General features: G+C 60.1%; 21 protein-coding genes. 10 read left to right on the forward strand and 11 right to left on the reverse strand.

The annotated features are described in order from the left end of the window. The first annotated feature begins 116 nt into the window (after positions 1-116). Complete coding sequence (locus tag NJC38_RS08315) at positions 117-476, forward strand: PilZ domain-containing protein (protein WP_045494355.1); 360 nt, start codon at positions 117-119, stop codon at positions 474-476. A gap of 26 nt (positions 477-502) precedes the next feature. Here the strand turns inward: NJC38_RS08315 and NJC38_RS08320 are convergent, their stop codons facing one another. The 6 genes from NJC38_RS08320 to NJC38_RS08345 are packed head-to-tail and all read right to left on the reverse strand — an operon-like array spanning position 503 to position 7,300. Beyond that, on the reverse strand, positions 503-1,834 hold the full coding sequence (locus NJC38_RS08320) for a DUF58 domain-containing protein (protein ID WP_253113671.1): 1,332 nt from the start codon (positions 1,832-1,834) through the stop codon (positions 503-505). Between the two features lie 8 nt (positions 1,835-1,842). Next, entirely contained in the window at positions 1,843-2,880 is a 1,038-nt protein-coding gene (locus tag NJC38_RS08325; protein ID WP_253113194.1) for a MoxR family ATPase, read from the reverse strand. Next, entirely contained in the window at positions 2,877-4,079 is a 1,203-nt protein-coding gene (locus NJC38_RS08330) for a DUF4350 domain-containing protein (RefSeq protein ID WP_253113204.1), read from the reverse strand. The genes NJC38_RS08325 and NJC38_RS08330 overlap by 4 nt, the downstream gene beginning before the upstream one ends. Further along, positions 4,076-5,626, reverse strand: a complete 1,551-nt coding sequence (locus tag NJC38_RS08335; RefSeq protein ID WP_253113207.1) for a DUF4129 domain-containing protein — start codon at positions 5,624-5,626, stop codon at positions 4,076-4,078. The genes NJC38_RS08330 and NJC38_RS08335 overlap by 4 nt, the downstream gene beginning before the upstream one ends. Further along, positions 5,613-6,593, reverse strand: a complete 981-nt coding sequence (locus NJC38_RS08340; protein ID WP_253113209.1) for a stage II sporulation protein M — start codon at positions 6,591-6,593, stop codon at positions 5,613-5,615. Before NJC38_RS08340 ends, NJC38_RS08335 begins: the two co-directional genes overlap by 14 nt. After that, positions 6,590-7,300: an RDD family protein gene (locus tag NJC38_RS08345; protein WP_253113210.1), complete on the reverse strand. Its 711-nt coding sequence runs from the start codon at positions 7,298-7,300 to the stop codon at positions 6,590-6,592. Before NJC38_RS08345 ends, NJC38_RS08340 begins: the two co-directional genes overlap by 4 nt. 241 nt (positions 7,301-7,541) lie before the next feature. On the opposite strand from NJC38_RS08345, the gene sbcB reads away from it, so the two are divergent. Next, a complete protein-coding gene (gene sbcB, locus NJC38_RS08350; RefSeq protein WP_253113214.1) occupies positions 7,542-8,972 on the forward strand; it encodes an exodeoxyribonuclease I in 1,431 nt (476 codons plus the stop codon). 201 nt (positions 8,973-9,173) lie between these two features. On the opposite strand, the gene mvaT is transcribed toward sbcB, so the two are convergent. Then, positions 9,174-9,551 carry a histone-like nucleoid-structuring protein MvaT gene (mvaT, locus tag NJC38_RS08355; protein WP_045488190.1) on the reverse strand — a complete coding sequence of 126 codons (378 nt, stop codon included), beginning with the start codon at positions 9,549-9,551 and terminating at the stop codon, positions 9,174-9,176. Between the two features lie 505 nt (positions 9,552-10,056). On the opposite strand from mvaT, the gene purU reads away from it, so the two are divergent. Both purU and NJC38_RS08365 read left to right on the forward strand, forming a co-directional pair. Continuing rightward, positions 10,057-10,908, forward strand: a complete 852-nt coding sequence (gene purU, locus NJC38_RS08360; RefSeq protein ID WP_045488193.1) for a formyltetrahydrofolate deformylase — start codon at positions 10,057-10,059, stop codon at positions 10,906-10,908. A 78-nt stretch (positions 10,909-10,986) separates the two neighbouring features. After that, complete coding sequence (locus NJC38_RS08365) at positions 10,987-11,187, forward strand: hypothetical protein (protein WP_253113216.1); 201 nt, start codon at positions 10,987-10,989, stop codon at positions 11,185-11,187. On the opposite strand, the gene NJC38_RS08370 is transcribed toward NJC38_RS08365, so the two are convergent. Both NJC38_RS08370 and NJC38_RS08375 read right to left on the reverse strand, forming a co-directional pair. Beyond that, positions 11,160-11,924, reverse strand: coding sequence for a DUF2334 domain-containing protein (locus NJC38_RS08370; protein WP_253113218.1), 765 nt, complete (start codon positions 11,922-11,924; stop codon positions 11,160-11,162). The two genes, NJC38_RS08365 and NJC38_RS08370, sit on opposite strands and share 28 nt — an antisense overlap. Next, positions 11,917-13,014 (reverse strand): glycosyltransferase family 1 protein, encoded by a 1,098-nt coding sequence (locus NJC38_RS08375; protein ID WP_253113685.1) that lies wholly within the window; start codon positions 13,012-13,014, stop codon positions 11,917-11,919. The genes NJC38_RS08370 and NJC38_RS08375 overlap by 8 nt, the downstream gene beginning before the upstream one ends. A gap of 155 nt (positions 13,015-13,169) precedes the next feature. Here NJC38_RS08375 and NJC38_RS08380 point away from each other — a divergent pair, with 155 nt between their 5' ends. Continuing rightward, the gene (locus NJC38_RS08380; RefSeq protein ID WP_366855709.1) at positions 13,170-14,681 is read left to right on the forward strand and encodes a helicase HerA-like domain-containing protein; all 1,512 of its coding nucleotides are present in this window, start codon (positions 13,170-13,172) and stop codon (positions 14,679-14,681) included. A 42-nt stretch (positions 14,682-14,723) separates the two neighbouring features. On the opposite strand, the gene NJC38_RS08385 is transcribed toward NJC38_RS08380, so the two are convergent. Both NJC38_RS08385 and NJC38_RS08390 read right to left on the reverse strand, forming a co-directional pair. Continuing rightward, a complete protein-coding gene (locus NJC38_RS08385; protein WP_253113227.1) occupies positions 14,724-16,196 on the reverse strand; it encodes an inorganic phosphate transporter in 1,473 nt (490 codons plus the stop codon). A gap of 174 nt (positions 16,197-16,370) precedes the next feature. Continuing rightward, a complete protein-coding gene (locus NJC38_RS08390) occupies positions 16,371-16,568 on the reverse strand; it encodes a hypothetical protein (protein WP_045488206.1) in 198 nt (65 codons plus the stop codon). A gap of 773 nt (positions 16,569-17,341) precedes the next feature. Between NJC38_RS08390 and pcaR the strand changes: the two genes are divergently transcribed. The 5 genes from pcaR (at position 17,342) to NJC38_RS08415 (ending at position 22,708) form a co-directional block, all read left to right on the forward strand. After that, positions 17,342-18,184, forward strand: coding sequence for a pca regulon transcriptional regulator PcaR (pcaR, locus tag NJC38_RS08395; protein ID WP_045488209.1), 843 nt, complete (start codon positions 17,342-17,344; stop codon positions 18,182-18,184). Between the two features lie 147 nt (positions 18,185-18,331). Beyond that, the gene (locus NJC38_RS08400; RefSeq protein ID WP_253113228.1) at positions 18,332-19,192 is read left to right on the forward strand and encodes a CoA transferase subunit A; all 861 of its coding nucleotides are present in this window, start codon (positions 18,332-18,334) and stop codon (positions 19,190-19,192) included. Next, entirely contained in the window at positions 19,189-19,968 is a 780-nt protein-coding gene (locus NJC38_RS08405; protein WP_045488215.1) for a CoA-transferase subunit beta, read from the forward strand. Before NJC38_RS08400 ends, NJC38_RS08405 begins: the two co-directional genes overlap by 4 nt. Next, positions 19,965-21,167, forward strand: coding sequence for a 3-oxoadipyl-CoA thiolase (pcaF, locus tag NJC38_RS08410; RefSeq protein WP_173426718.1), 1,203 nt, complete (start codon positions 19,965-19,967; stop codon positions 21,165-21,167). Before NJC38_RS08405 ends, pcaF begins: the two co-directional genes overlap by 4 nt. A 248-nt stretch (positions 21,168-21,415) precedes the next feature. Beyond that, a complete protein-coding gene (locus NJC38_RS08415; protein WP_045488221.1) occupies positions 21,416-22,708 on the forward strand; it encodes an MFS family transporter in 1,293 nt (430 codons plus the stop codon). Positions 22,709-22,792 lie beyond the last annotated feature (84 nt).

A 22,792-nucleotide genomic window follows, 5' to 3' on the forward strand; every position in this document is an offset into this window, starting at 1 on the left:
AATGAAAGGGCTGAAAAGCCCTGCATCCAGGGATTTTCATGCAGCGGGCCGGGGCACTCGTGCAGCGTTTAGCAACGTCATCATGAATGCCACCCGTGGTCATTGAAGGGGCTGCCATGCTTAAGGACAGAAGAATAGAACGGCACGAGCTGCAGTATTTTCTCCAGGTGTTCAATCGGTATACCGATCGACCCATGGGGTGTCTGGGCAACGTCTCCGAAGATGGATTGATGCTCATCAGCGATTTGCCGATGCTGGTGGGCGGGCGCTTCGACCTGCGTCTGAAAGTGCCGTCGGGCAACGACGGCTTTCGAATGGTCGATGTCAGTGCGACGTGCCAGTGGTGTCACGAGGACGTGACGCCGGGTTGTTATGACTCGGGGTTTCATATCCAGGAAGCGCCGCAGGAGTACTTCGATCTGATGCACAGCCTGCAGCATTATTTCAGCTTCTATCCTCTGGAAGCTTCAGCCTGATCGACAGCAGGCATGGGAGTGCGGCGTTATAGAACGCCGCCTTTCTTCAATCCCAGATAGCGGTTTATAAAATGCGCGCCGAGTTCTTCGGGGCGTACATCGATCACGGGTATCCCTAGCGCTTCGAGACGCTCGTGCAGGCTATTGCGAGCGTTGAGAAAGTCGACCGCACCACAGTAGGCCAGCGCCTGATCGTAGCGCTCGACCTGTTCCTCACGCAGGCGGTCCAGCACACTTTCGCGCAGGCTGGCGATCAGCACCCGGTGACGTTGGCCCAGTTGCCGTACGGCGCACAGCAGTTGCTCATCATCTTCATCGCGCAGGTTGGTGACCAGAATCACCAGGGCGCGGCGTTTCTGCCTGCTCAATAGCTGCTGCACAGCGGCGTTGTAGTCAGCGGGGCGCCGGGTACTCTGCAGGTCGAACAGCGCGTTGAGCAACAGGTTCAACTGGCGCTGGCCCTTGCCGGGCGGCAGGTGGCGTTGCTGTTCGCCGGCAAAGGTCGACAGGCCGACTGCGTCGCCATGGCGCAGGGCGATGTGGCTGAGGAGCAGGCAGGCATTGAGGCCGTGATCGAAGTGCGCCAGCGCATCGTCCTGACTGCGCATGCGCCGTCCGCAATCGAGCATCAGCATGATCTGCTGATCGCGCTCGTCCTGATATTCACGGGCTATCGGTGTGCGATGCCGGGCAGTGGCTTTCCAGTCGATCTGCCGCAGACTGTCGCCTTCACGAAACTCCCGTAACTGATGAAATTCCTGGCCCAGGCCACGGCGCTGCAATTGGCGCACACCGATCTGACTCAACCAGTTTTCGATACCCTGCAGCGGTCCGTCATAAAGACGGGCAAAGTCGGGATAGACCTTGACGGGGTCAGGCAGGGCCAGGTAACGGCGGCTTTCCCAGAGCCGCAGCGGGCTGTGCAGGATCACCTCGCAGCGTTCGAAGTTGAAGCGCCCGCGTTGCAGCGGACGCAAACGCCAGTTCAGGCGTGCCGTCTGCTGAGGGGGCAGGTTCAGGTTTTGTGGCAGGTGTTCAAATTCCAGCCCGTCCGGTACATGGTCGAAGATGCGCAGTTGCATGACTGCGGCGGCGTCGTGTTGCACCTCCAGTTGCACGTCGCTCCAGCGCCCCAGCGCCAGGCTGGCGGGCATGTGCCGCTGCAGCCGCGGGGAGGGCAGGCGCGCAACCCGTACGGCGTCGAGCAAGGCGATGCCAAGCAGCGCCAGCAAGGTCGCCCAGTAGAGGGTGATGGCGAGTTCGGGAACCCTGATCGCCAGCGCAGACAGTATGCCCGGCACCAGAGCCAGGCTTGCCAGCAGGGCAAGCGCGCCCAACAGGCGCAGCGCAGGTCGCAGTCGCTGGGTCATAGGCGCGGAGCCGGGACCTGATCGAATATCTGGCGCAGAACCTGATCCACCGACAAGCCTTCCATGTCCAGTTCCGGAGCCAGGCGTACCCGGTGGCGCAGCACTGCCATGGCGCAGCTCTTGATGTCATCGGGGGTCACAAACTCACCGCCGCGCAGCAAGGCTCTGGCGCGTCCACCGCGTACCAGGGCGATGGAAGCACGCGGGCCGGCGCCCAGCGTCAGGCCTGCCCAGTTACGGGTTGCCCGGGCCAGCCGAACGGCGTATTCGAGCACTTGCTCATCGATTGGCAGGTCGCTGGCAACCTGTTGCAGCGTCTGCACTTCGTGGGGTTGCATCACCACCAGCAGAGGTTGTACGTCGAGCATGTCGGCGCGGCTTGAGCGGGTCACCTGACGAACCATCTCGACCTCTTCATGGGCCTGCGGGTAGTCCATGTGCAACTTGAGCATGAAGCGATCCAGCTCGGCTTCCGGCAACGGGTAGGTGCCTTCCTGTTCGATCGGATTCTGGGTGGCCAGCACCATGAAAGGCTGCGGGATGGGCAGGGTCTTGCCTTCCAGGGTGACTTGCCCCTCCTGCATGGCCTCAAGCAGCGCCGCCTGGGTCTTGGCCGGTGCACGGTTGATTTCGTCGGCCAGCAGCATATGGGTGAACAGCGGACCCTTGCGCAGTTTGAACTGTTCGCTCTGCAGGTCGTACACCGCGTGCCCGGTGACGTCACTGGGCATCAGGTCCGGGGTGAACTGGATCCGGGCGAACTCGCCGCCAAGACAGCGCGCCAGCGCCCGTACCAGCAGGGTCTTGCCCAGTCCGGGAACGCCCTCGATCAGGACGTGGCCACCACCGATCAGGGCGGTGAGTACGTCGTCGATCATGCTGTTCTGGCCAATCAGGGCTTTTTGCAGTTCACGACGCAAGGTCTGCGCCCGCTGGCTCGCCTGTTGGCGTTCAGCCGCTTGGGAAGAGGCTTGCAGCGGTAGCTTGTCAAGGTTTTCAACGGGATCAGACGGTGCGCTGTTGGACTCGCTCATAGGGCATTCCTGAGAGTTTGCAGATGGGCTACCTGACGGGTGAAGTCGGCGCTGGACAGGCGTTGCGCCGGACGCGGGCGCATCGCCAGGCTTATGGCACTGGTTGACTGGCGGCTGAGCCTGGCGAGAACCTGCCACTGTTCGGTGACAACCAGCGTCTCGAAGCCGGGGTGACGTTGACGGGCACGACGCAGGATGTCTTGTTGCAGGTTTTTCAGCAGCGCCTGTTGGCCGCGATGCCTCAGCAGGAAGTCGGCGCTGGCACGCAGGTGTTCGACCAGTTGCCGACGACCGGCAGGTGCCGGCCATTGCAGCGGCCCCTCACGCATTGCCACCCGCCATATGGCGAGCGCCAGCAGCAAGGCCAGGGTCACTATCGCCAGTGGAAAGTGACGCAGCAGCAAGCTCAGCAACGTGTCGTGCCGGGCCTGGGCGATCAGCGTCACGCTGCTGTCCTGGGTCAGGTACCAGAGTAGCCAGGCGTTGTCGTATTCACCGATGCTGTGGTTGGTCCACAGTTGTGAATCGGTGAGTACTGTGACCAGGCCGGCGCCATGCTCGAGTTGCAGCATATGGGTGGCATTGGCACTGTTGGCCCAGTAGGCGGCCAGGTCTTGCGGGTCTTCCAGATGATAGGCCGGGTCGAAGCTCATGTAGGCCGGGGCATCTTCGTTTTCAAGATACAGCCGGGTCAGGTGTGGCCAGGGCGTCTTGGCCGGTGTGGGGCGCGCCATCGGAACGGCCGGTGCGCTGCCTGAGTCCTCCGCTTGTGTCTTGGGCAGGTCGCGGGTCAATGACTGGCGAATCTGCAGACGGTCAAGCAGCAGGTCGCCGCTGCGTTGTTGCTGCTCGTCCCACAGTTGTTCGGCGACCACTACCAGATGACCACCTGCATCGGCCCAGGCCAGCAACGGGTCGACCTGCTCGGGCGTCATGCGCGAGCGATCATCGAGAATCAACAGGGTCTGGCGCTGCGTTGTGGGCTCGGGCAGCTCGGTCCAGGTATCGGCTGAGCGAACCGTTATCGAGCGCTGGAGCAAGAACTGTTCGGCGGCCAGATAGGGGTTGGCCCTGGCTTCTGGCGACGGGCCGCGATCGATGGTTTCCTCGTAAGGTTCCAGCTGCCTGATGAGCAGTACGATCACCACTGCCAGCACAACCGAGACCAGCAAGCCCGGCAGCAGATAGCCGCGCTTCATGGGCGTGCTCCGGTCTCGAACAGGCGGCGCCAGCGTTCACACAGCGCGGGCAGTACATGCGCGGCGGGCAGCCGATGACCATAGGCAAGATTTTGCCAGTGCCCGGTCAGTTCATGACTGAAGTCGTTCAGGGCCGGTTTGTTGAGGCTGGCGATGCGCTGCAGCGCCTGTTGTTCGGTATCGGCGCTTTTCAATGGCAGTTGGTAGTCAGTGATCAAACGACTGAGCAAGGCCCGGTAAAGCAGGCTCAGGGCCTCACGAGGCTGGTCTGGCCAGAGCGCCAGGACAGTGCCTGCGATGTCGTCGGGTAAACTCTGGGCGCTGACTTGCAGACCGAACAGCTGCGCCGGGGGATGGGCAGTGACTGGTTTGGCTCTGCCGGGTGAGGCGATGAACAACCGCAGCCACTGACGGTAGCGCCAGATCACCAGGCCCAGCAGGCCGATGGCCAGGCTCCACAGCAGGATCTCGAACAGATGGGCGAGTACGTTGGCGCCTTTGAGCAGGTGGTTTAGCCAGTCGAACCATGTTGATGGTGCTTGTCCCGCGGTGGGCGGTTGTTCCTGCGCCTCTGGAAGCCGCCAGCCGGTTACGGTTTCTGGGTTCTTGAAGGGCGGCTTCTCCAGCAGCTCAGTGATCGCGGCATGTGATTGCTGGCTGTTAAGCGGCTGGTGCGTCAGGCGCGTGCTCTGGGGCGAGGGCTGTACGGATTCCGGGGCAGGCGAGGCGTAGGCCCGACCGCTGTGCGGTAGCGCGCCCAGCAGCAATAATGCGCCGACCATCAGGGTTGCAGCGCTACCGGCCAGACGCTGGCGCAGGCGTTTGAACACCAGTTCGATATCCCAGGCTTCCAGCCGGGTACGGCGATTGAGGTAGAGCATGAAACCACAAGACACGTAGACCGGCCCCCAGGCGATCAGCGCCACTGCGTACAGGAGGTTGAGCAGATGATCGACCCACAGTAGCTGGTCATCGCTGCCCAATATCAGCAACCAGCTCCAGTCGACATCCATCTGCCGAGGCACGAAGGCGTAGACCAGCATGATCGCTGCGGTGTACAGGACCAGTTCCAGATGCGCGCCTGCCAGCGTCAGGCAGCGCGCAGCACGAGTGTCTGCCTGGCACAGCACCGCCAGACGCAGGCGACGTGCTTGGCCGCTCAGCCCTTCGAGTTGCTGGACCGGCAAGGTGAAGCTGCGCAGCAGGCTCAGGCGGCGCCAGAGCAGGCTTGGCAGCAGCTCGCGCTTGAGCAGGCCGGGCCAGGCCTTGAGCGCTTGCTTGAGGGTCGGCGTTGCGCCAAACAGGGCGCGCGACAGGATCCATAGCGGCAGGCGTTCGTAAAGCGGCTTGAACCACCAGAACAGCGCGATGACCACGCTGGGGTAATCCCATAGCACAAGGCTCAATACGCCAAGAATCGGCAGGGTGACCAATGCCCAGGACAGCATCAGCAGGCTCCGATGCCGGCCGGCCAGCAGGACACCCAGATCCAGGGCTTCCCAGGCCGGGCGCGGGCGGATGGCGATACTGGCGTCAGTCAGGCGCATGGGCGTTTTTTCCGGCAAGTAGCAGCCAGGCGGCCACCAGGCTCCACAAGATCGCGCCCGCCAGGTACTTGATCCATGGCGCAGGCCAGCTCATCGATGACCAGTAGGCTTCGATGAAGGCCGCGATCAGCAGCATGAACATGACCCCGCCCATCATTTGCACGCTTTGCCGGGCTGCGTTACGCAATGCCAAGGCGCGGGTCATGCGTCCCGGTGCCAGCAGCGCCCAGCCGAGTTTGAGGCCTGCTGCGCCAGCGATGACAATGGCGGTTAGTTCGAAGGCGCCATGGCCCGCGACGAATGGCCAGAAGGTCTGACCGTAGCCGATCTGGGTCAGGTGACCGGCCACTGCGCCGATCAGCAACCCGTTATAGACCAGGAAGAACAGGCTGCCCAGGCCAAGCAGCAAGCCGCTGGCGTAGGTCTGAAACGCGATGCCGATATTGTTCATGATGTAGTAGCCGAACATCACCCAGTCTTCGCCGGAGCCGCGTTCTGCCGGCACGCCGATGCGCCTTGAGTCCGGGTCGTACATGCCCTGCATCTGTTGCACCTGCTCCGGGGCGAGCACGCTGTAGACCATTGCAGGAACGGCATGCACGAGCAGGCCCATGCCCAGCAGGCAGGCAAAAAACAGCACGGCCGAGACCGCCACAAACTGCCACTCGGCCCTGACCCTGCGGGGGAAACCTGCCAGTACGAAGGTCAGCATCGTCATCAGCTGATGACTGCGATGCCGGTACAGCTGTTGATGGCCACGCAGTGCCAATTGCTGCAGCGAGTCGACCAGATAACTGCTGTAGCCACGCTCTCTGGCCAACGCGAGATGCTGGCAGATGCGTCGGTAATCCAGGCTGAAGGTCTCGCTGGCCGTGATGGTGCGAGCGTTTTTTTCGAGCAGGGTCAGACGCGTGGCGAAACGCTGCCAGTCGGCCTGATGAAGGTTTTCAAACAGGCTTTGTTTCATGGCGCCCCCAGCAGGCCACGGGCTATGCCGTTGATCCGGCTCGCGGCCTGCCCGGGCGCAACCTGCAGCGGCTCGGCCAGCAAGCCGGCCAGCTCTCGGGTTCGCGAGTCTGACAGCTCGCCCTGGCGCTCGGCAAAATCGAGGATGGCACGTTGTTCGGCCAGTTGCAGAGCGAACGGTGCAATCGCAGCCGGTGCATCGGGCAGCACCGGAGGTTGGCGCAGTGGTTCGTTATAGACCACCAGTGTGGCTGCTGCCAGGTCGCCCAGGCGTTTGAAGTGCGGGTGATTGAGGCATGCGAGGGCGCCTGCGGCATACCCGAAAGGCAGCATGTCGACCACGCGCAACAGATTACGGATCAGCGATGAGGTCCAGCCGACCGGTGTGCCATCATCGTGAATGACTCGCAAGGCCATCATTTGCTTGCCCGGCGTGCGACCCTGATTGAGCACTTCGAACAACACCGGATACCACCAGTTGATCAGGAACAAGCCAATGGCCGACAGCCCCATGCCCAAATCACCGAACAGACTCAGGGCACCATAGCCGGCCAGCAGCAGCAGACCACGCAGCAACAGGTCGATGCTGAACGCCAGGGCGCGTCCTGTCAGGCCGGCCGGACGTAACAGCAAGTCGATGCCTTCTGGCGTTTCAATCCCGAGCCGGGTGTCCAGAGGTGTTGCCTGCCTTGGCGAAACTGGAAACATGATGTGCGGTACTTGAGAGTAAAAGGAGAGGGGTGATTATGCTGCTGCCTGGCGAGGGAGCCTCTAAAAAACCGGGCGATTCCCACATGCAGTGAACCTATCCTGACTGGCTTATCGAGGCAATGGGAATACGTCGATAGACAATGCAGGATATGTCCGTGTTCATTGTTGTAGTTGGCAAATTAGCCATTTATGTGTTGATAGCCCTACACTTTATCGGTCTACCGTTCAGGAATAACCCGTGAATCCCAGCATCTTCTGGCACGACTACGAAACCACCGGCATCAACCCGCGCAGTGACCGACCGTTGCAGATGGCCGGGATCCGTACCGATGCCGAACTCAACGAAATCGGCGCTCCGGTCAATCTGTACTGCCAGCCGAGCGACGATATCCTGCCGCATCCTGCGGCCTGCCTGGTCACAGGGATCACTCCGCAACGTCTGGCAGAGAAGGGCTTGTGCGAAGCCGACTTCATGACTCGTGTGCATGCCGAACTGGCGCAGCCAGGTACTTGTGGTGCGGGTTACAACACGTTGCGTTTCGATGATGAAGTTACCCGTTACAGCTTGTATCGCAATTTCTTTGATCCTTATGGCCGGGAATGGCAGAGCGGTAACAGCCGTTGGGATTTGATTGATGTTGTACGCGCTGCCTGTGCATTGCGCCCGCAAGGCATTGTCTGGCCTGAAGAAGAGGGGCGCATCACGCTCAAACTCGAACGCTTGACCGCTGCCAATGGTATTGAGCATGGTCAGGCTCACGATGCGTTGTCCGATGTGCGCGCCACTATTGCGCTTGCGCGGCTGATCCGTGAGCGTCAGCCAAAACTTTATGACTATCTGTTTACACTGCGCAGTAAGCAAAAGGTTCAAGAGCAGATTCGCTTGCTGCAACCTGTTGTGCATATATCCGGGCGTTTTTCGGCAGCCCGACACTATCTGGGGGTGGTGCTGCCTCTTGCCTGGCATCCGCACAATCGCAATGCGCTGATTGTCTGCGACCTGCACCTGGATCATTCGCCACTGCTGGCACTCGATGCCGATACGCTGCGCGAGCGGCTGTACAAGCGTCGTGAAGAGTTGGCGCAGGGAGAACTACCGGTTCCGCTGAAACTTGTGCATATAAATCGCTGCCCGGTGCTCGCGCCGCTAAGTGTGTTGCGTGAAGAAGACCAGCAACGTTTGCAACTGGACATGACGCTGATTCGTGAACGGGCCACAGCATTGGTGCAGGAGCAGGAACTTTGGCAGCCGCGTTTGCAAAACCTCTATGGGCGTGAAGAGTTCACGGCTCAGCAAGATCCCGAGCAGCAGCTGTATGACGGTTTTATTGGTGACCGTGATCGAAGACTGTGTGAGCAAGTGCGTGAGGCCGAGCCGCAGCAATTGGCGCAACCGGTCTGGCCTTTTGATGACACGCGTTTGCCGGAGCTGTTGTTTCGCTACCGGGCGCGTAACTTTGCCGAAACCCTGAATGCGCAGGAGCAGCAACGCTGGCTGGAGTTTTGCCGGGCACGCCTGACACGCCCGGAGTTTGGCGCTCCCAACACGCTGCAAGGCTTTACCAAGGCGCTGATCGAGTTGTCGCTCAATGCCAGGCCTGAGCAGTTGAAGGTATTGAGTCAGTGGCAGGATTATGTGCAGGTATTGCGAGGCCGGCTGGGGATCTGAAACGGGTCGGCCTTGAGGCGGTGCTTGCCTGAAGCCCGCTGTGAAGTTGAGGGCGCGGGTGAGTTTTCGTACATGCCTTGATGGCTTATCAACAAAAGAGCGGCCCTTAAGCTGTCAGCATATTGAACGTGTCATGATGTTTGTAAAAAGCAGGTAATAAAAAACGCCAGCGAGCTGGCGTTTTGCACTACGAGACGGTGATTAACCCAGCAGGGTCGACCAGCTTTCGACTTCGTCGCCGCCCCACTTGGCTTTCCACTCTTTCAGCGTTTTGTGGTTGCCGCCTTTGGTTTCGATCACTTCGCCATTGTGCGGGTTCTTGTACTGCTTGACTTTACGAGCGCGTTTGGTGCCGGTGGTTTTCACCACGCCACGAGGTGCCTTGTTAACTTTGGCATCCGGATCAAGCAGGGAAATGATGTCACGCAGGGATTTCTGGTACTCGCCCATGAGGGTGCGCAGTTTGCCTTCAAACTCCAGCTCGGCCTGCAATTTGTCATCTTGGGACAGATTTTTCAAACGGGCTTGCAGTTCTTTGATGGCTTCTTCAGTAGCGCGGTATTCGTTGATCAGCGACATGGGGTATACCTATGTTGGGAGGGGCGTCAGGGCTGCAGTCAGGTAATAATAGTCAGTGGACTTGAGCAAGTAAACATCAAATAGTTGTTTTGTCTGAAATAGCAGGTGATATACCGATTTCCTACAGAAAGCGAGAAACTAGGCGGCGGCCTAATTGACCTGAAAAGATGTTGCTTTAAGCAGTATTGGCGCGAGCCTGTGGCGGCTGAGGGCGGCAGAAATACCCGGCATCTTGTTGCATTAGTCTGCACCGGCCCCACCGTGCTGAGGCTCTTTTAAGAATCCTTCATGAATCCCTGAGTGCACGGCTTCAGTGCACGAAAAGTACCGGTTAAATGGCGTTGTTTTCAGTGCTGGCAGAGTCTCGATGCAATGATGGCAAGGTGCAATTTTCGACCGAAGGCCTTTTGCTATCCCTGGCGGTTTTTACATGACGTCATTACTGCAGTTTTGCCGCGTAGCGGCTAGAATGGCCGCCTTTTTTACGTAGTCTGGAGTTTTGCCCATGCGCACTTTTCGCCTGGTGAGTGCTTGCCCGGACCGGGTCGGCATCGTTGCCAAGGTCAGTAACTTTCTGGCGTCCTACAACGGCTGGATTACCGAGTCGAGTCACCACTCTGACAGTCTCAGTGGCTGGTTCTTCATGCGCCACGAAATTCGTGCCGACAGTCTGCCGCTGGACCTGGAAGGCTTGCGTGCAGCATTTGCACCGATTGCCGAAGAGTTCTCGATGGAGTGGCGAATTACTGACTCGGCCCAGAAAAAGCGTGTGGTGCTGATGGCCAGCCGTGAGTCTCACTGCCTGGCGGACCTGCTGCATCGCTGGCACAGCGATGAACTGGACTGCGAGATCGCCTGCGTGATTTCCAACCATCAGGACCTGCGTGGCATGGTCGAGTGGCACGGCATTCCTTATCATCACGTACCTGTGGACCCGGCCAACAAGCAGCCGGCCTTCGCAGAGGTTTCTCGTCTGGTCGGTGAGTATCAGGCTGACGTCGTGGTCCTGGCCCGCTACATGCAAATCCTTCCGCCACAGCTGTGTCAGGAGTACGCCAACCAGGTGATCAACATTCACCACAGCTTCCTGCCATCGTTCGTGGGCGCCAAACCGTACCACCAGGCGGCGATGCGCGGCGTGAAACTGATTGGTGCCACTTGCCACTATGTAACCGAAGAGCTGGATGCCGGCCCTATCATCGAACAGGACGTGGTGCGTATCAGCCACCGTGAAAACATCGAGACGCTGGTGCGTCTGGGACGTGATGTTGAGAAGCTGGTGCTGGCTCGCGGTTTGCGTGCTCACCTGGAAGACCGGGTGATGGTGCACGACAACAAGACCGTGATCTTCGACTGATTGCCGGTAACGCCTCCAGGCTCTGGCCAGTGCTGACTGATCGGTTTAAGGTCTGTCTTCCACTGCCGGAGCCAGGCCATGAGCGATCCGCTGAATAAAGCCACTGCAAGCCCGCCCCCGGTGATCGGCGAAGGTTGCCTGAGCCGTTATGATCCTGATGCCCTGAGCCCCGAGGATGGCGCTGATTTTTCGGCAGCCGCCCAATTGTGGCGTCAGTTGCATGAGGTTTCCAACGTCGCTGGCAACGAGCCTCATTGCGATACCGAAGCCGATATCTGAGCACTCAGCCAGGCGTATTTGGTCTGCGCTACACGACCTTGCTCAAGCAGCCGATGCAGCGCTGCGAGCCAATATCGCCTTGCCAGTTCGTGCTGCATGTCCACCGGATGCAGGCCCAGGCGAATGACCTGAGCCTGGCGCCACTGTGTTTCCTGCCAGCGATTGAACATCCATGAAGCCCCGCGTCGCCAGGCGCTGCGGGCACTCCATACCAGACCCGGAGCCCGCAGCGCAGTGAAGTCTGGCAGGCGGTATAAGTGGTGCGGGCTGCTGGTGTAGCTCAGCGCTCGCTCGCGCAATGCCAGGCGAGTACCGGCGCTCATCAGCCAGGCCGGTGCGACGAATCCGTGCAGCGGCCATGCATGGCGCTGAAAAACGCCAATCCCGGCATCCAGGCGCATCAGTGCCTGATCGTGCGATAACGAGTAGAACTCGCCCTCGCGGGTGTAAACCTGTCGCATCAGGAAATCAGCCGCATGGCGTGGTGGCGGGCCGGTATCGCAATGCTGATAACCATGCAAAACCAATTCATCCCCGCGCGCCAGTCGCGTGTCGAGAAAATCAAGCAGTGCCGGATCGTTGTCCAGAGGATTACGCTGGTGAAAGTCCGGCACCACCAGCCAGGTCATCGCAATGCTGCTCAGTGCATCCACCGCCGCCACGAAAGGCAAGTAGCTGCGCCAGGTGCACGGCGCAACATCGTGCAGCACCAGCAGCAGGGCTGATTGCTCAGCCATTGGCGGTCACTGGCAGGTGGCTGCCCAGCACGGCCTGGTAGTGCGCAAGCAACCCGGCAACTACCCTGTCCCAGTTGTAATGTGCTTCGACATGCCGCCGGGCAATCTGCCCCACAACCCTGACATCGTGTTCGAACAGCTCGCGTACCGCACTGGCCATGGCCTTGGGCTGATTGGCTGTGCACAGCAGGCCGCATTCAGCAGGGACGATCTCGCTGAACGCCCCGGCGTCGACGGCGACCACCGCAATGCCACTGGCCATGGCTTCGAGTATCACCAGGCCGAAGGTTTCCTGATCACCGGCATGCAACAGCACGTCGGCACTGGCCAGCCATTGTGCGACCTCGGTTGCCTTGCAGAAGCGGCCGATCACCGAGACGTTGTCCGGCACCTGAGTCGGCATGTGCGAGCCTATCAGCAGCAAGTGGTAGCGCGGCCCGAGGTGTTTCATGCAGTGCAATAGAACATTGATGTTCTTCTCCCGGGAGCCGCGGCCGGCAAACACCAGTAGCCGGGTATCCGGGCGCAAGCCCAGGCGTTGCCTCAGATCAGGGTCACGCCGGGTGGGGGCGAAGATCTGTAGATCGACACCCAGCGGTTGCACATGGACCTGTTCAAGGCCCATGCCGATCAGTTTGCTGGCCATGACCTGGCTGGGCGCCAGAATGCGGTCGAAATTGCCATACAGCTTGCTGATGTAAGCCTGGGCGCTGCTGTTGATCCACTGGCCCATCCGGTTGCTGATCAGCAGAGGCAGATCAGAGTGGTAAAAACCGATCACCGGCACATCGAGCTGACGCCGTGCATCCAGCGCGGCCCAGGCGGTCAGGTAAGGATCGCCGACCTCAATCAGATCCGGTTTGAGATTGTGCAGCATGGTTCGCCAAGGGCTGACCCGCAGTGGAAAGCGATAACCGTTGCCAAACGGTAATGGGGTGGCCGGAACCTGATGCACGCCGTCGTTGTGGCTGGAGCGCGCGCCAGGAATCAACAGGCTGTGTTGCACGCCTGGATAGTGTTGCAAACGCCGGTGTTTGGCATCCAGATAAGTGCGCACGCCACCGCTGGCCGGTGCGTAGAACATCGTCATGTCGGCGATATGCACGTGAGGGACTCCTCAGGTGAGTGGGCCTCTCCTGCTGACCACCGGCAACTGCGGTTGTTCGTGACGACCGGCTACCGCCCGCCGGATGGCAGCCATCAGCCTCGAAGAGATGACGAAACGGGTCAATACTTGAGCAGATCCTGAACAAGAGGGGTGAAGTCATGCCCGATACTGCGCAACTGGTGCTGGGCGCAGACCCATACGGACAACCGGTAGGCCAGGATCTGCGTCTGGCCAATCGACACGGGCTGATCGCTGGCGCGACCGGCACTGGCAAGACCGTCACTTTGCAGCGTCTGAGCGAAGCCTTCAGTGATGCCGGGGTGGCGGTGTTCGCCGCTGATATCAAGGGCGATCTGTGCGGCCTGGGCGCTGCTGGCAATGCGCAGGGCAAAGTGGCTGAGCGCATTGCCGGCATGCCCTGGCTGGGGCATCGGCCGCAAGGCTATCCTTTGGTACTTTGGGATATCGATGGCAAGTCTGGCCATCCACTGCGTACCACCCTCAGCGAAATGGGACCGTTGTTGCTCGGCAACCTGCTGGCGTTGACCGACAGTCAGCAGTCGGCGCTGTATGCGGCTTTCAAAGTCGCCGACCGGGAAGGTTTGTTGTTGCTGGATCTCAAGGACCTCAAGGCGTTGCTCAATCATCTGCGCGAGCACCCGAACCTGCTGGGCGAAGACGCGGCATTACTGACCGCGCCCTCCAGCCAGGCATTACAGCGCCGTCTGGCAGGGCTTGAGCAGCAGGGCGCCGAGGCGCTGTTTGGTGAACCTGCGTTACAGTTGCAGGACCTTCTGCAACCGGCCAGTGATGGTCGCGGGCGTATTCATTTGCTCGACGCCAGCCGCCTGGTGCACGAGGCACCGAAGGTCTATGCGACCTTTCTGCTCTGGCTGTTGGCCGAGTTGTTCGAGCAATTGCCCGAGCGCGGTGATGCCGATAAACCGGTGCTGGCGTTGTTCTTTGACGAGGCGCATCTGTTGTTTGGCAATACACCGCAGGCGCTGCAGCAGCGGCTGGAGCAGGTGGTGCGGTTGATCCGCTCCAAAGGTGTCGGGGTGTATTTCGTCACTCAGTCGCCCGGTGACTTGCCGGATGCGATTCTTGCTCAGTTGGGGTTGCGCATCCAGCATGGCCTGCGGGCTTTCACCGCCAAAGAACAACGCGCCTTGCGCGCCGTGGCTGAAGGTTTCAGGCCTAACCCGCAGTTCAACAGCCTGTCGGTACTGACGGAGCTGGGCATTGGTGAAGCACTGGTCGGTACGCTGCAGAGCAAGGGCACCCCAGCCATGGTACAGCGAGTATTGATTGCCCCGCCGCAGTCACGCATCGGTCCGCTTAATGAGTCTGAACGAGCGGCATGGGTGCGCCAGTCTCCTTTGGCCGGGCACTATGACCAGGCATTTGATCGCGAGTCTGCCTATGAGCGGCTGGCGGTGCGCAGCGTGGCCGCGCCTGCTGGCGAACCGCCTGAGCCAAAGACATCATCAGGTGCGGATGACTTCGGTGACAAGGCCGGGGCTTTTCTCGGCGGTCTGGCGGGCAGGGCAATGAAAAACGCCATGCGTCAGGCCGCCAATCAGTTGGGCCGTCAGTTGTTGCGTGGGGTCATGGGGTCATTGCTGGGCGCCAGCAAGAAGCGCCGCTGACAGCGAGGCAGGCCCCCAGGCAGAACCTGGGGGCCTGGTGCGTCAGACCAGCGTCTTGGACGCCAGCCAGAACAGGCCGGCGGAAAGGGCGATGGTCGCTGGCAGGGTCAGGACCCAGGCCAGCAGGATGGTACGCACGGTGCTGGACTGCAGACCGCTGCGGTTGGCAACCATGGTACCGGCCACACCCGAAGACAGAATGTGGGTAGTGGAGACTGGCAGGCTGAAGATGTTAGCCAGGCCAATAGCCGTTGCGGTCGTGATCTGGGCCGACATGCCTTGGGCATAGGTCATGCCCTGACGGCCGATTTTCTCGCCGATGGTCAGAACCACCCGTTTCCAGCCGACCATGGTGCCGATGCCCAGCGCCAGGGCGACCGCCAGAATCACCCAGAACGGGGCGTACTCGGTGGTCGCAGTCAGGTCCTTGCGCAACTTGGCGAGGTCGGATTTCTCGCGGGCGGCCAGATCAGGCAGCTTGCTGACCTTGCGCGCAGTATCGTCCAGACACAGCAAGTAGCGGCGCACTTCGATACGGTCTTCAGCGCTCAGTGCCCGGTAGTCGGTCACCCCCTGAAGCTTGGCCAGCAGCGCATCAATGGTCGGTTCGGTCTGCTTGGGATCGCATGCCGCGCTGGAAGGCAGGTCGCCTTTGTCGGTCTTGCCCATGGCGAGGAACTCGCCCAGGGTGGCATGGTTGCGCTGGTAGAACTGGCTCAGATGCAGGGTGGCGTCGCGGGTGCGCTCAATCTGATAAGTGGTGCTGTTCTGGTCGAGCACAAACTGCGCTGGCACGATACCGATCAGCACCAGCATGATCAGGCCGATGCCTTTCTGGCCATCGTTGGAGCCATGCACGAAGCTTACCGCCATGGCGGAAATCACCAGCACCAGGCGATTCCAGAACGGCGGGTGTTTCTTGTCGTCGAGTTCGCGGCGCTGCTCCGGGGTCTTGTGCATTTTCGACAGCGGGCGCCACCACTTCAGTACCAGCAGCACCAGGCCGGCAGCCAGAAAACCACCCAGCGGCGAGAACACCAGAGACATGCCGATATCGGCTGCCTTCTGCCAGTTGACGCCTTCGCTCACCGGGATGCCGTTGATCAGTGCATTGGCAAGGCCGACGCCGAGAATCGAACCGATCAGGGTATGCGAGCTGGAAGCCGGAATACCGAAGTACCAGGTGCCGAGGTTCCAGGCGATGGCGGCGGTCAGCAATGAAAAGACCATCGCCAGCCCGTGGCCGGTGTTGACGTTGATCAGCAACTCCACCGGCAGCAGGTGAACAATCGCATAGGCCACACCGACCCCGCCGAGCAATACCCCCAGGAAGTTGAAGACGCCGGAGGCGAAGACCGCCAGATGCGGTGGCATGGCCTTGGTGTAAATGACTGTCGCTACCGCATTGGCGGTGTCATGAAAGCCATTGATGAACTCGAACGATAGGACGAATGCCAGGGCGAGCAGCAGACTCACAAGCACCCAGGGATCAAGCCCGCTGAATAAATCGATCATGTAGGTTTTCTGATGCGTTCTGAAGGGGGCGAGATTATGACAGAAAAAATACACTTCGACGCACCGACTGCTGGTCGGTATCGATCAGATCTGTTTTGCGGTCATGACATCGCCGGTCCAGCAGGACAGTGGCAAGCATCAGAAAAGCGCCGGCGGCTTACAACAGCCGGACGATCACTGCTCTTCTTTCAGTTCTTTTTCCATGCGTTGCAGTTCTTGCTTGAACGCCTGGTCCTGAACCGTGGCTCTTTTACGCCAGGGTTTGCGTTCCGGGTCCGGTTGTGCGGCGTAGGTAGTGACTTCGCCGCCATAAACCTCCTTGAATCGTTGTTCCTGGCGCTCAAGTTCCGCGCGCATTTCATCTTTAGTCACGATGTTACCTGGTCAAGTCAAATGAACTCTGGTGCAAACGTCAGGCATCGGGAATGTGCACTCGTTCAGTGTCCTTACAGGGCGATTGGCCAAGGGTATTGAACCATCGAGGCCCATTGGACACTTTGAACGTCATGCCACATTCGGTGGCTGGCGGCTACGGGCACCAGAAAAAAACATCTGTCGTAGCGACATGGGTATTTGCGCATCCGCGGGGCGGTTGCCGGGCTGGCTTGTGTCGGATCAACGCAACAGGGAATTGCGTGGCACATCGAAAAGGCGCTCAGGCCCTGAATGACACGATGGGCACCGTCACGGCACAAGGTATTGCCAACCAGATGAAAGCTACTATCTCCAAGAAGTCTGCGGACGTCAACTACAGGCACTGTCGTTTTCAGGATGCTTTGTTAGTGTTCGGCCTATTGAAGTTTATAGCGAACGCATCATGAAAGAACTTTCATGGCATCGAAGGTTGCAGTGAGCCTGCAAAAGAGGCAGAGCGCGGCGCAGCGAAGGGCAGCAGAGGGCAAATAAAAACGGCCTTGCTTCGTGGACAAGGCCGTTGCCTAGGACTTCTCAGTGGGTACCTGACCAGGATTTCCAAGAAGCCACTTCATGGCAGGCCTAAAGGTATAAGTATATTTGTCATGGGTCAATTGCGATTATCGGCCACTTGTTCGATAATCGGACGGTCTGACCTGTGCCCATCTGTAGTGTCCAGGCCTGAAACCGTTGATATACAAGGCCTGCAAGGGTAAGTCCGAGGTGTTGTCATGAATGAAGAACTGCGCAATTCTTTTGTCTCGCTGGCACCTCCGATCGTGGCTTCACCTGCTCGACGTATTCAGGCGCTGACCGGCGATCCTGACTTCATGACCTCGCTGGCTCGCGGCCTGGCGGTCATTCATGCCTTTCAAGAGCGCAAGCGTCACCTGACCATTGCCCAGATCAGCCACCGTACCGAGATCCCGCGTGCGGCAGTCAGGCGTTGTCTGCACACGCTGATCAAGCTCGGCTACGCAACGACGGACGGTCGCACTTACTCGCTGTTGCCTAAAGTCCTGACGCTGGGGCATGCCTACCTGTCGTCCACCCCGCTGGCGGTGTCTTCGCAACCTTATCTGGACCGCATGAGCGATCAGTTGCATGAGGCCTGCAATATGGCCACGCTGGAGGGCGAGGACATTTTGTATATCGCCCGCTCAGCGACCACTCAGCGCTTGATCTCGGTAGACCTCTCGGTGGGTGGGCGACTGCCGGCCTATTGCACGTCCATGGGGCGGATTCTGCTGGCAGCACTCGACGACGTGTCGCTGCGCGAATACCTTGACCATGTCGACCTGCAACCCAAAACCAGCCGGACCATCCGTACTGTTGAAGCGCTTTATGAATGCCTGCAGCAGGTTCGTCAGCAAGGCTGGTGCATTGTCGATCAGGAACTGGAGCAAGGCCTGCGCTCCATCGCTGTGCCGGTGTATGACGCTTCCGGCCAGGTACTGGCGGCGCTGAACGTCAGCACCAGTGCCGCGCGAGTGGCGCGCAGCGAACTGGAACAGCGCTTTTTACCGATCATGCTCGACGCCAGTCGGGAACTGAGCGCGCAGATTTTCACCTGATTCGGTCAATCAAATTCGTTCGATTATCGAACGAATAATCGATTATCGGATTGTTTGCCTGGGCTCCTCGCGCATAACCTCATGTCCATCGCGGCGCGAATCAACGCGCCGATCATTGAACGTGATGTTTGGGTTCGGGAGCACCTCATGGCTGAAATCATGTCTTTACGCGATGCGGTGAAACAACTGGTCAACGATGGCGACACCGTTGCGCTGGAAGGTTTCACTCATCTGATCCCCTCGGCAGCGGGCCACGAAATCATTCGCCAGGGCAAGCGTGAGCTGACTCTGGTGCGGATGACTCCCGACCTGATCTACGACCAGTTGATCGGTGCCGGTTGCGTCAAGCGCCTGGTGTTTTCCTGGGGCGGTAACCCTGGGGTCGGTTCGCTGCACCGCCTGCGTGATGCCGTCGAAAAACAGTGGCCGCGGCCGTTGGAACTTGAAGAGCACAGCCATGCCGACCTGGCCAACGCTTACGTCGCCGGCGCCTCGGGGCTGCCGTTCGCGGTACTGCGCGCCTACGCCGGTTCCGACCTGCCCAAAGTCAACCCGTTGATCAAGACAGTCACCTGTCCGTTCACCGGTGAAGTGCTGGCCGCCGTGCCTTCGGTGCGTCCGGATGTCACCGTGATCCACGCGCAAAAGGCCGACCGCAAAGGCAATGTGTTGGTCTGGGGCATTCTCGGTTCGCAGAAGGAGGCGGCCCTGGCGGCCAAGCGCTGCATCGTCACCGTCGAGGAGATCGTCGACGACCTGCAGGCGCCGATGAACGCCTGCGTGCTGCCAACCTGGGCGCTGAGTGCGGTCTGCCTGGTACCCGGTGGTGCGCATCCGTCCTACGCCCACGGCTACTACGAGCGTGACAACCGCTTCTATCAGGACTGGGACCCGATCGCCCGTGACCGTGAGACGTTCCAGGCCTGGATTGACCAATACATCCATGGCACAGCGGATTTCAGTGAATTTCAACGCAAGCTGGCCAGCGCCGCGGAGGCAAAGCAATGACTTACTCGACCAGTGAAATGATGACCATTGCCGCCGCGCGTCGTCTCAATAACGGCAGCGTATGCTTCGTGGGCATCGGCCTGCCGTCCAAAGCCGCCAACCTGGCGCGCCTGACTTCCAGCCCTGATGTGGTGTTGATCTACGAGTCAGGCCCGATTGGCGCCAAGCCGAGCGTGCTGCCGCTGTCGATCGGCGACGGTGAACTGGCCGAAACGGCTGACACCGTGGTGTCGACCAGTGAAATTTTCCGCTACTGGCTGCAAGGTGGCCGGGTCGACGTGGGGTTCCTTGGCGCGGCGCAGGTCGACCGCTTCGGCAATATCAACACCACGGTGGTCGGTGACTACCACGCACCGAAAGTTCGCTTGCCGGGCGCAGGCGGTGCACCGGAGATCGCAGGTTCTGCCAAGTCGGTGCTGATCATTCTCAAGCAGTCACCGCGTTCGTTCGTCGAACGTCTGGATTTCATCACCTCCGTAGGCCATGGCGAAGGCGGCGACTCGCGCAAGCGTCTGGGGCTGCCAGGTGCCGGCCCGGTGGGGATCATCACCGACCTGTGCATCATGGAGCCGGAGCAGGGGAGCAACGAATTCGTGGTTACTACCCTGCATCCAGGCGTAACCCGTGAGCAGGTGGTTGCGGCCACTGGCTGGCCGGTGCGCTTTGCTGAAAACGTAACAGTGTCTGGCGAGCCGACCGAGGTTGAACTGGCCGCCCTGCGTGACCTGGAAGCCCGGACTGCGGCTGCTCATGGTCAAGTGGCAGGAGAAGCCTGATGCGTGATGTATTCATCTGCGATGCCATCCGCACGCCGATTGGCCGCTTCGGTGGCGGGCTGGCCGGCGTACGCGCTGACGATCTGGCAGCCGTTCCGATCAAGGCATTGATCGAGCGTAATCAGTCGGTCAACTGGCAGGAGGTCGACGAAGTGTTTTTCGGCTGCGCCAACCAGGCCGGCGAAGACAACCGCAACGTGGCGCGCATGGCAGCGTTGCTGGCCGGCCTGCCGCCAAGCATTCCTGGGGTGACCCTCAATCGCCTGTGCGCATCCGGTATGGATGCTATCGGTACCGCTTTTCGGGCCATCGCTGCCGGTGAAATGGAGCTGGTGATTGCCGGTGGCGTGGAATCGATGTCCCGTGCGCCATTCGTAATGGGCAAGGCCGATGCGGCCTATTCGCGAGGCATGAAGCTGGAAGACACCACCATTGGCTGGCGCTTCATCAACCCGTTGATGAAGGCCCAGTACGGTGTCGATGCTATGCCGGAAACCGCCGATAACGTGGCTGACGATTACAACATTTCCCGCGCCGACCAGGACGCTTTTGCCTTGCGCAGCCAGCAACGTACGGCTGCGGCGCAGGCGGCAGGTTACTTTGCCGAGGAAATAGTGCCGGTACGCATTGCCCACAAAAAGGGCGAGACCATTGTCGACACCGATGAACACCCGCGTGCCGAAACCACGCTGGAGGCGCTGGCCCGGCTCAAGCCGGTCAACGGTCCGGACAAGACCGTCACCGCCGGTAATGCTTCAGGGGTCAACGACGGTGCAGCGGCGTTGATCCTGGCGTCCGCCGAAGCGGTCAAGAAACATGGCCTGACCCCGCGTGCGCGGATTCTCGGTATGGCCAGTGCTGGTGTCGAACCCCGGGTCATGGGGATCGGCCCGGTACCTGCGGTGCGCAAACTGGTCGAGCGTCTGGGCATTGCGGTGACTGACTTTGACGTCATCGAACTGAACGAAGCCTTTGCCAGCCAGGGCCTGGCGGTGCTGCGCGAGCTGGGTCTGGCTGACGATGCGGCGCAGGTCAACCCTAACGGCGGCGCCATCGCCTTGGGCCATCCGTTGGGCATGAGTGGCGCGCGTCTGGTGCTGACGGCCTTGCATCATCTGGAAAAGACCGGTGGCCGCAAAGGTCTGGCGACCATGTGTGTCGGCGTGGGCCAAGGCTTGGCACTGGCCATCGAGCGCTGAGTTTCACGTTTCACCCGGCAATCCTCCAGATCCGGCCCTGGCTCCACGAACAGGCAGGCTCCGGGGCTGGCGGATTGCCCTTTCTGTTGGACTCCTCCTTCCTCAACGCAGGCTCTGGCCTGCGCTTTTTCCCGCCGGGATAGCTGCTCGCATTGAACTTTAGGTTCGATGAATGTGACCAATTGTTTCAGGGGTAGCCTCGTCTGCTCAGGGATGACGCTGCCGATATCACACGGGGAGACCAGCCAATGGCAACCACCATGCATTACACCGGCGAAGAGCGCCGCAAACGAATCTTCGCTATCGTGGGGGCCTCTTCGGGCAACCTGGTCGAATGGTTCGACTTCTATATCTACGCTTTTTGCGCCATCTACTTTGCGCCGGCGTTCTTTCCCTCCGACGACCCTACCGTGCAGTTGCTCAATACCGCTGGTGTCTTCGCTGCCGGATTTCTGATGCGGCCGATTGGCGGCTGGCTGTTTGGCCGGGTCGCCGACAAGCACGGGCGCAAGAACTCCATGCTGATTTCGGTGAGCATGATGTGTGCAGGCTCGCTGGTGATCGCCTGTTTGCCGACCTATGCCTCCATCGGCGCTTGGGCACCGGCCTTGCTATTGGTCGCGCGCCTGATCCAGGGATTGTCGGTCGGTGGTGAATACGGCACCACGGCAACTTACATGAGTGAAGTGGCCCTGCGCGGGCAGCGCGGCTTCTTTGCCTCGTTCCAGTACGTGACGCTGATTGGCGGTCAGTTGCTGGCGGTGCTGACGGTGGTCATTCTTCAGCAGTTTCTCAGCACCGAGGAACTGCGTGCCTACGGCTGGCGGATTCCGTTCGTGATCGGTGCCTGTGCGGCAGTCATTGCGCTGTTGCTGCGCCGCAGCCTGAACGAAACCACCACCGCCGAAAGCCGCGATGACAAAGACGCCGGCAGCGTGGCTGCGTTGTTCAAACACCATAAAGCAGCGTTTATCACGGTATTGGGTTACACCGCCGGTGGTTCGCTGATTTTCTATACCTTCACCACTTACATGCAGAAGTACCTGGTCAACACCGGTGGAATGGAGCCCAAGACCGCCAGCTTCATCATGACCGGGGTGCTGTTTTTGTACATGTGCATGCAGCCGCTGTTCGGCATGCTGGCCGATCGTATTGGCCGACGTAACTCGATGCTGTGGTTCGGCGCGTTGGGGACCCTGTGCACGCTGCCGATTCTGACCGCGTTGAAAAGCGTCGAAAGCCCGTTCATGGCGTTCGTGTTGATTACCCTGGCGTTGGCCATTGTCAGTTTCTATACGTCGATCAGCGGCCTGGTCAAAGCGGAGATGTTCCCGCCTCAGGTACGTGCGCTGGGGGTTGGCCTGGCTTATGCCGTGGCCAATGCAGTGTTTGGTGGCTCGGCGGAATATGTGGCGCTGAACTTCAAGAGCCAGGGGGTGGAAAACTACTTCTACTGGTATGTGACGATCATGATGGCCGTGGCGTTTCTGTTCAGCCTGCGGCTGCCGAAACAACCGGCCTATTTGCATCATGATCATTGATTTGCAGTGTGCTGTGGCGTGAGCGATCCGCTACATGCCTTCAGAAAAAACAAACCCGCCTTCAAAGGCGGGTTTGTTTCACAA

It is taken from the genome of Pseudomonas sp. 21LCFQ010 (assembly GCF_024129905.1).
In the GTDB taxonomy this organism is placed as follows: domain Bacteria; phylum Pseudomonadota; class Gammaproteobacteria; order Pseudomonadales; family Pseudomonadaceae; genus Aquipseudomonas.

Coding starts and splice junctions, on each gene's coding strand:
- NJC38_RS08400 (WP_253113228.1), top strand. CDS start 18,332: ATGGCTGAAATCATGTCTTTACGCGATGCGGTGAAACAACTGGTCAAC.
- purU (WP_045488193.1), top strand. CDS start 10,057: ATGCGCACTTTTCGCCTGGTGAGTGCTTGCCCGGACCGGGTCGGCATC.
- NJC38_RS08325 (WP_253113194.1), bottom strand. CDS start 2,880: ATGAGCGAGTCCAACAGCGCACCGTCTGATCCCGTTGAAAACCTTGAC.
- mvaT (WP_045488190.1), bottom strand. CDS start 9,551: ATGTCGCTGATCAACGAATACCGCGCTACTGAAGAAGCCATCAAAGAA.
- NJC38_RS08330 (WP_253113204.1), bottom strand. CDS start 4,079: ATGAAGCGCGGCTATCTGCTGCCGGGCTTGCTGGTCTCGGTTGTGCTG.
- pcaR (WP_045488209.1), top strand. CDS start 17,342: ATGAATGAAGAACTGCGCAATTCTTTTGTCTCGCTGGCACCTCCGATC.
- NJC38_RS08335 (WP_253113207.1), bottom strand. CDS start 5,626: ATGCGCCTGACTGACGCCAGTATCGCCATCCGCCCGCGCCCGGCCTGG.
- NJC38_RS08405 (WP_045488215.1), top strand. CDS start 19,189: ATGACTTACTCGACCAGTGAAATGATGACCATTGCCGCCGCGCGTCGT.
- NJC38_RS08315 (WP_045494355.1), top strand. CDS start 117: ATGCTTAAGGACAGAAGAATAGAACGGCACGAGCTGCAGTATTTTCTC.
- NJC38_RS08375 (WP_253113685.1), bottom strand. CDS start 13,014: ATGACGATGTTCTACGCACCGGCCAGCGGTGGCGTGCGCACTTATCTG.
- NJC38_RS08370 (WP_253113218.1), bottom strand. CDS start 11,924: ATGGCTGAGCAATCAGCCCTGCTGCTGGTGCTGCACGATGTTGCGCCG.
- NJC38_RS08385 (WP_253113227.1), bottom strand. CDS start 16,196: ATGATCGATTTATTCAGCGGGCTTGATCCCTGGGTGCTTGTGAGTCTG.
- NJC38_RS08345 (WP_253113210.1), bottom strand. CDS start 7,300: ATGTTTCCAGTTTCGCCAAGGCAGGCAACACCTCTGGACACCCGGCTC.
- NJC38_RS08365 (WP_253113216.1), top strand. CDS start 10,987: ATGAGCGATCCGCTGAATAAAGCCACTGCAAGCCCGCCCCCGGTGATC.
- NJC38_RS08415 (WP_045488221.1), top strand. CDS start 21,416: ATGGCAACCACCATGCATTACACCGGCGAAGAGCGCCGCAAACGAATC.
- NJC38_RS08340 (WP_253113209.1), bottom strand. CDS start 6,593: ATGAAACAAAGCCTGTTTGAAAACCTTCATCAGGCCGACTGGCAGCGT.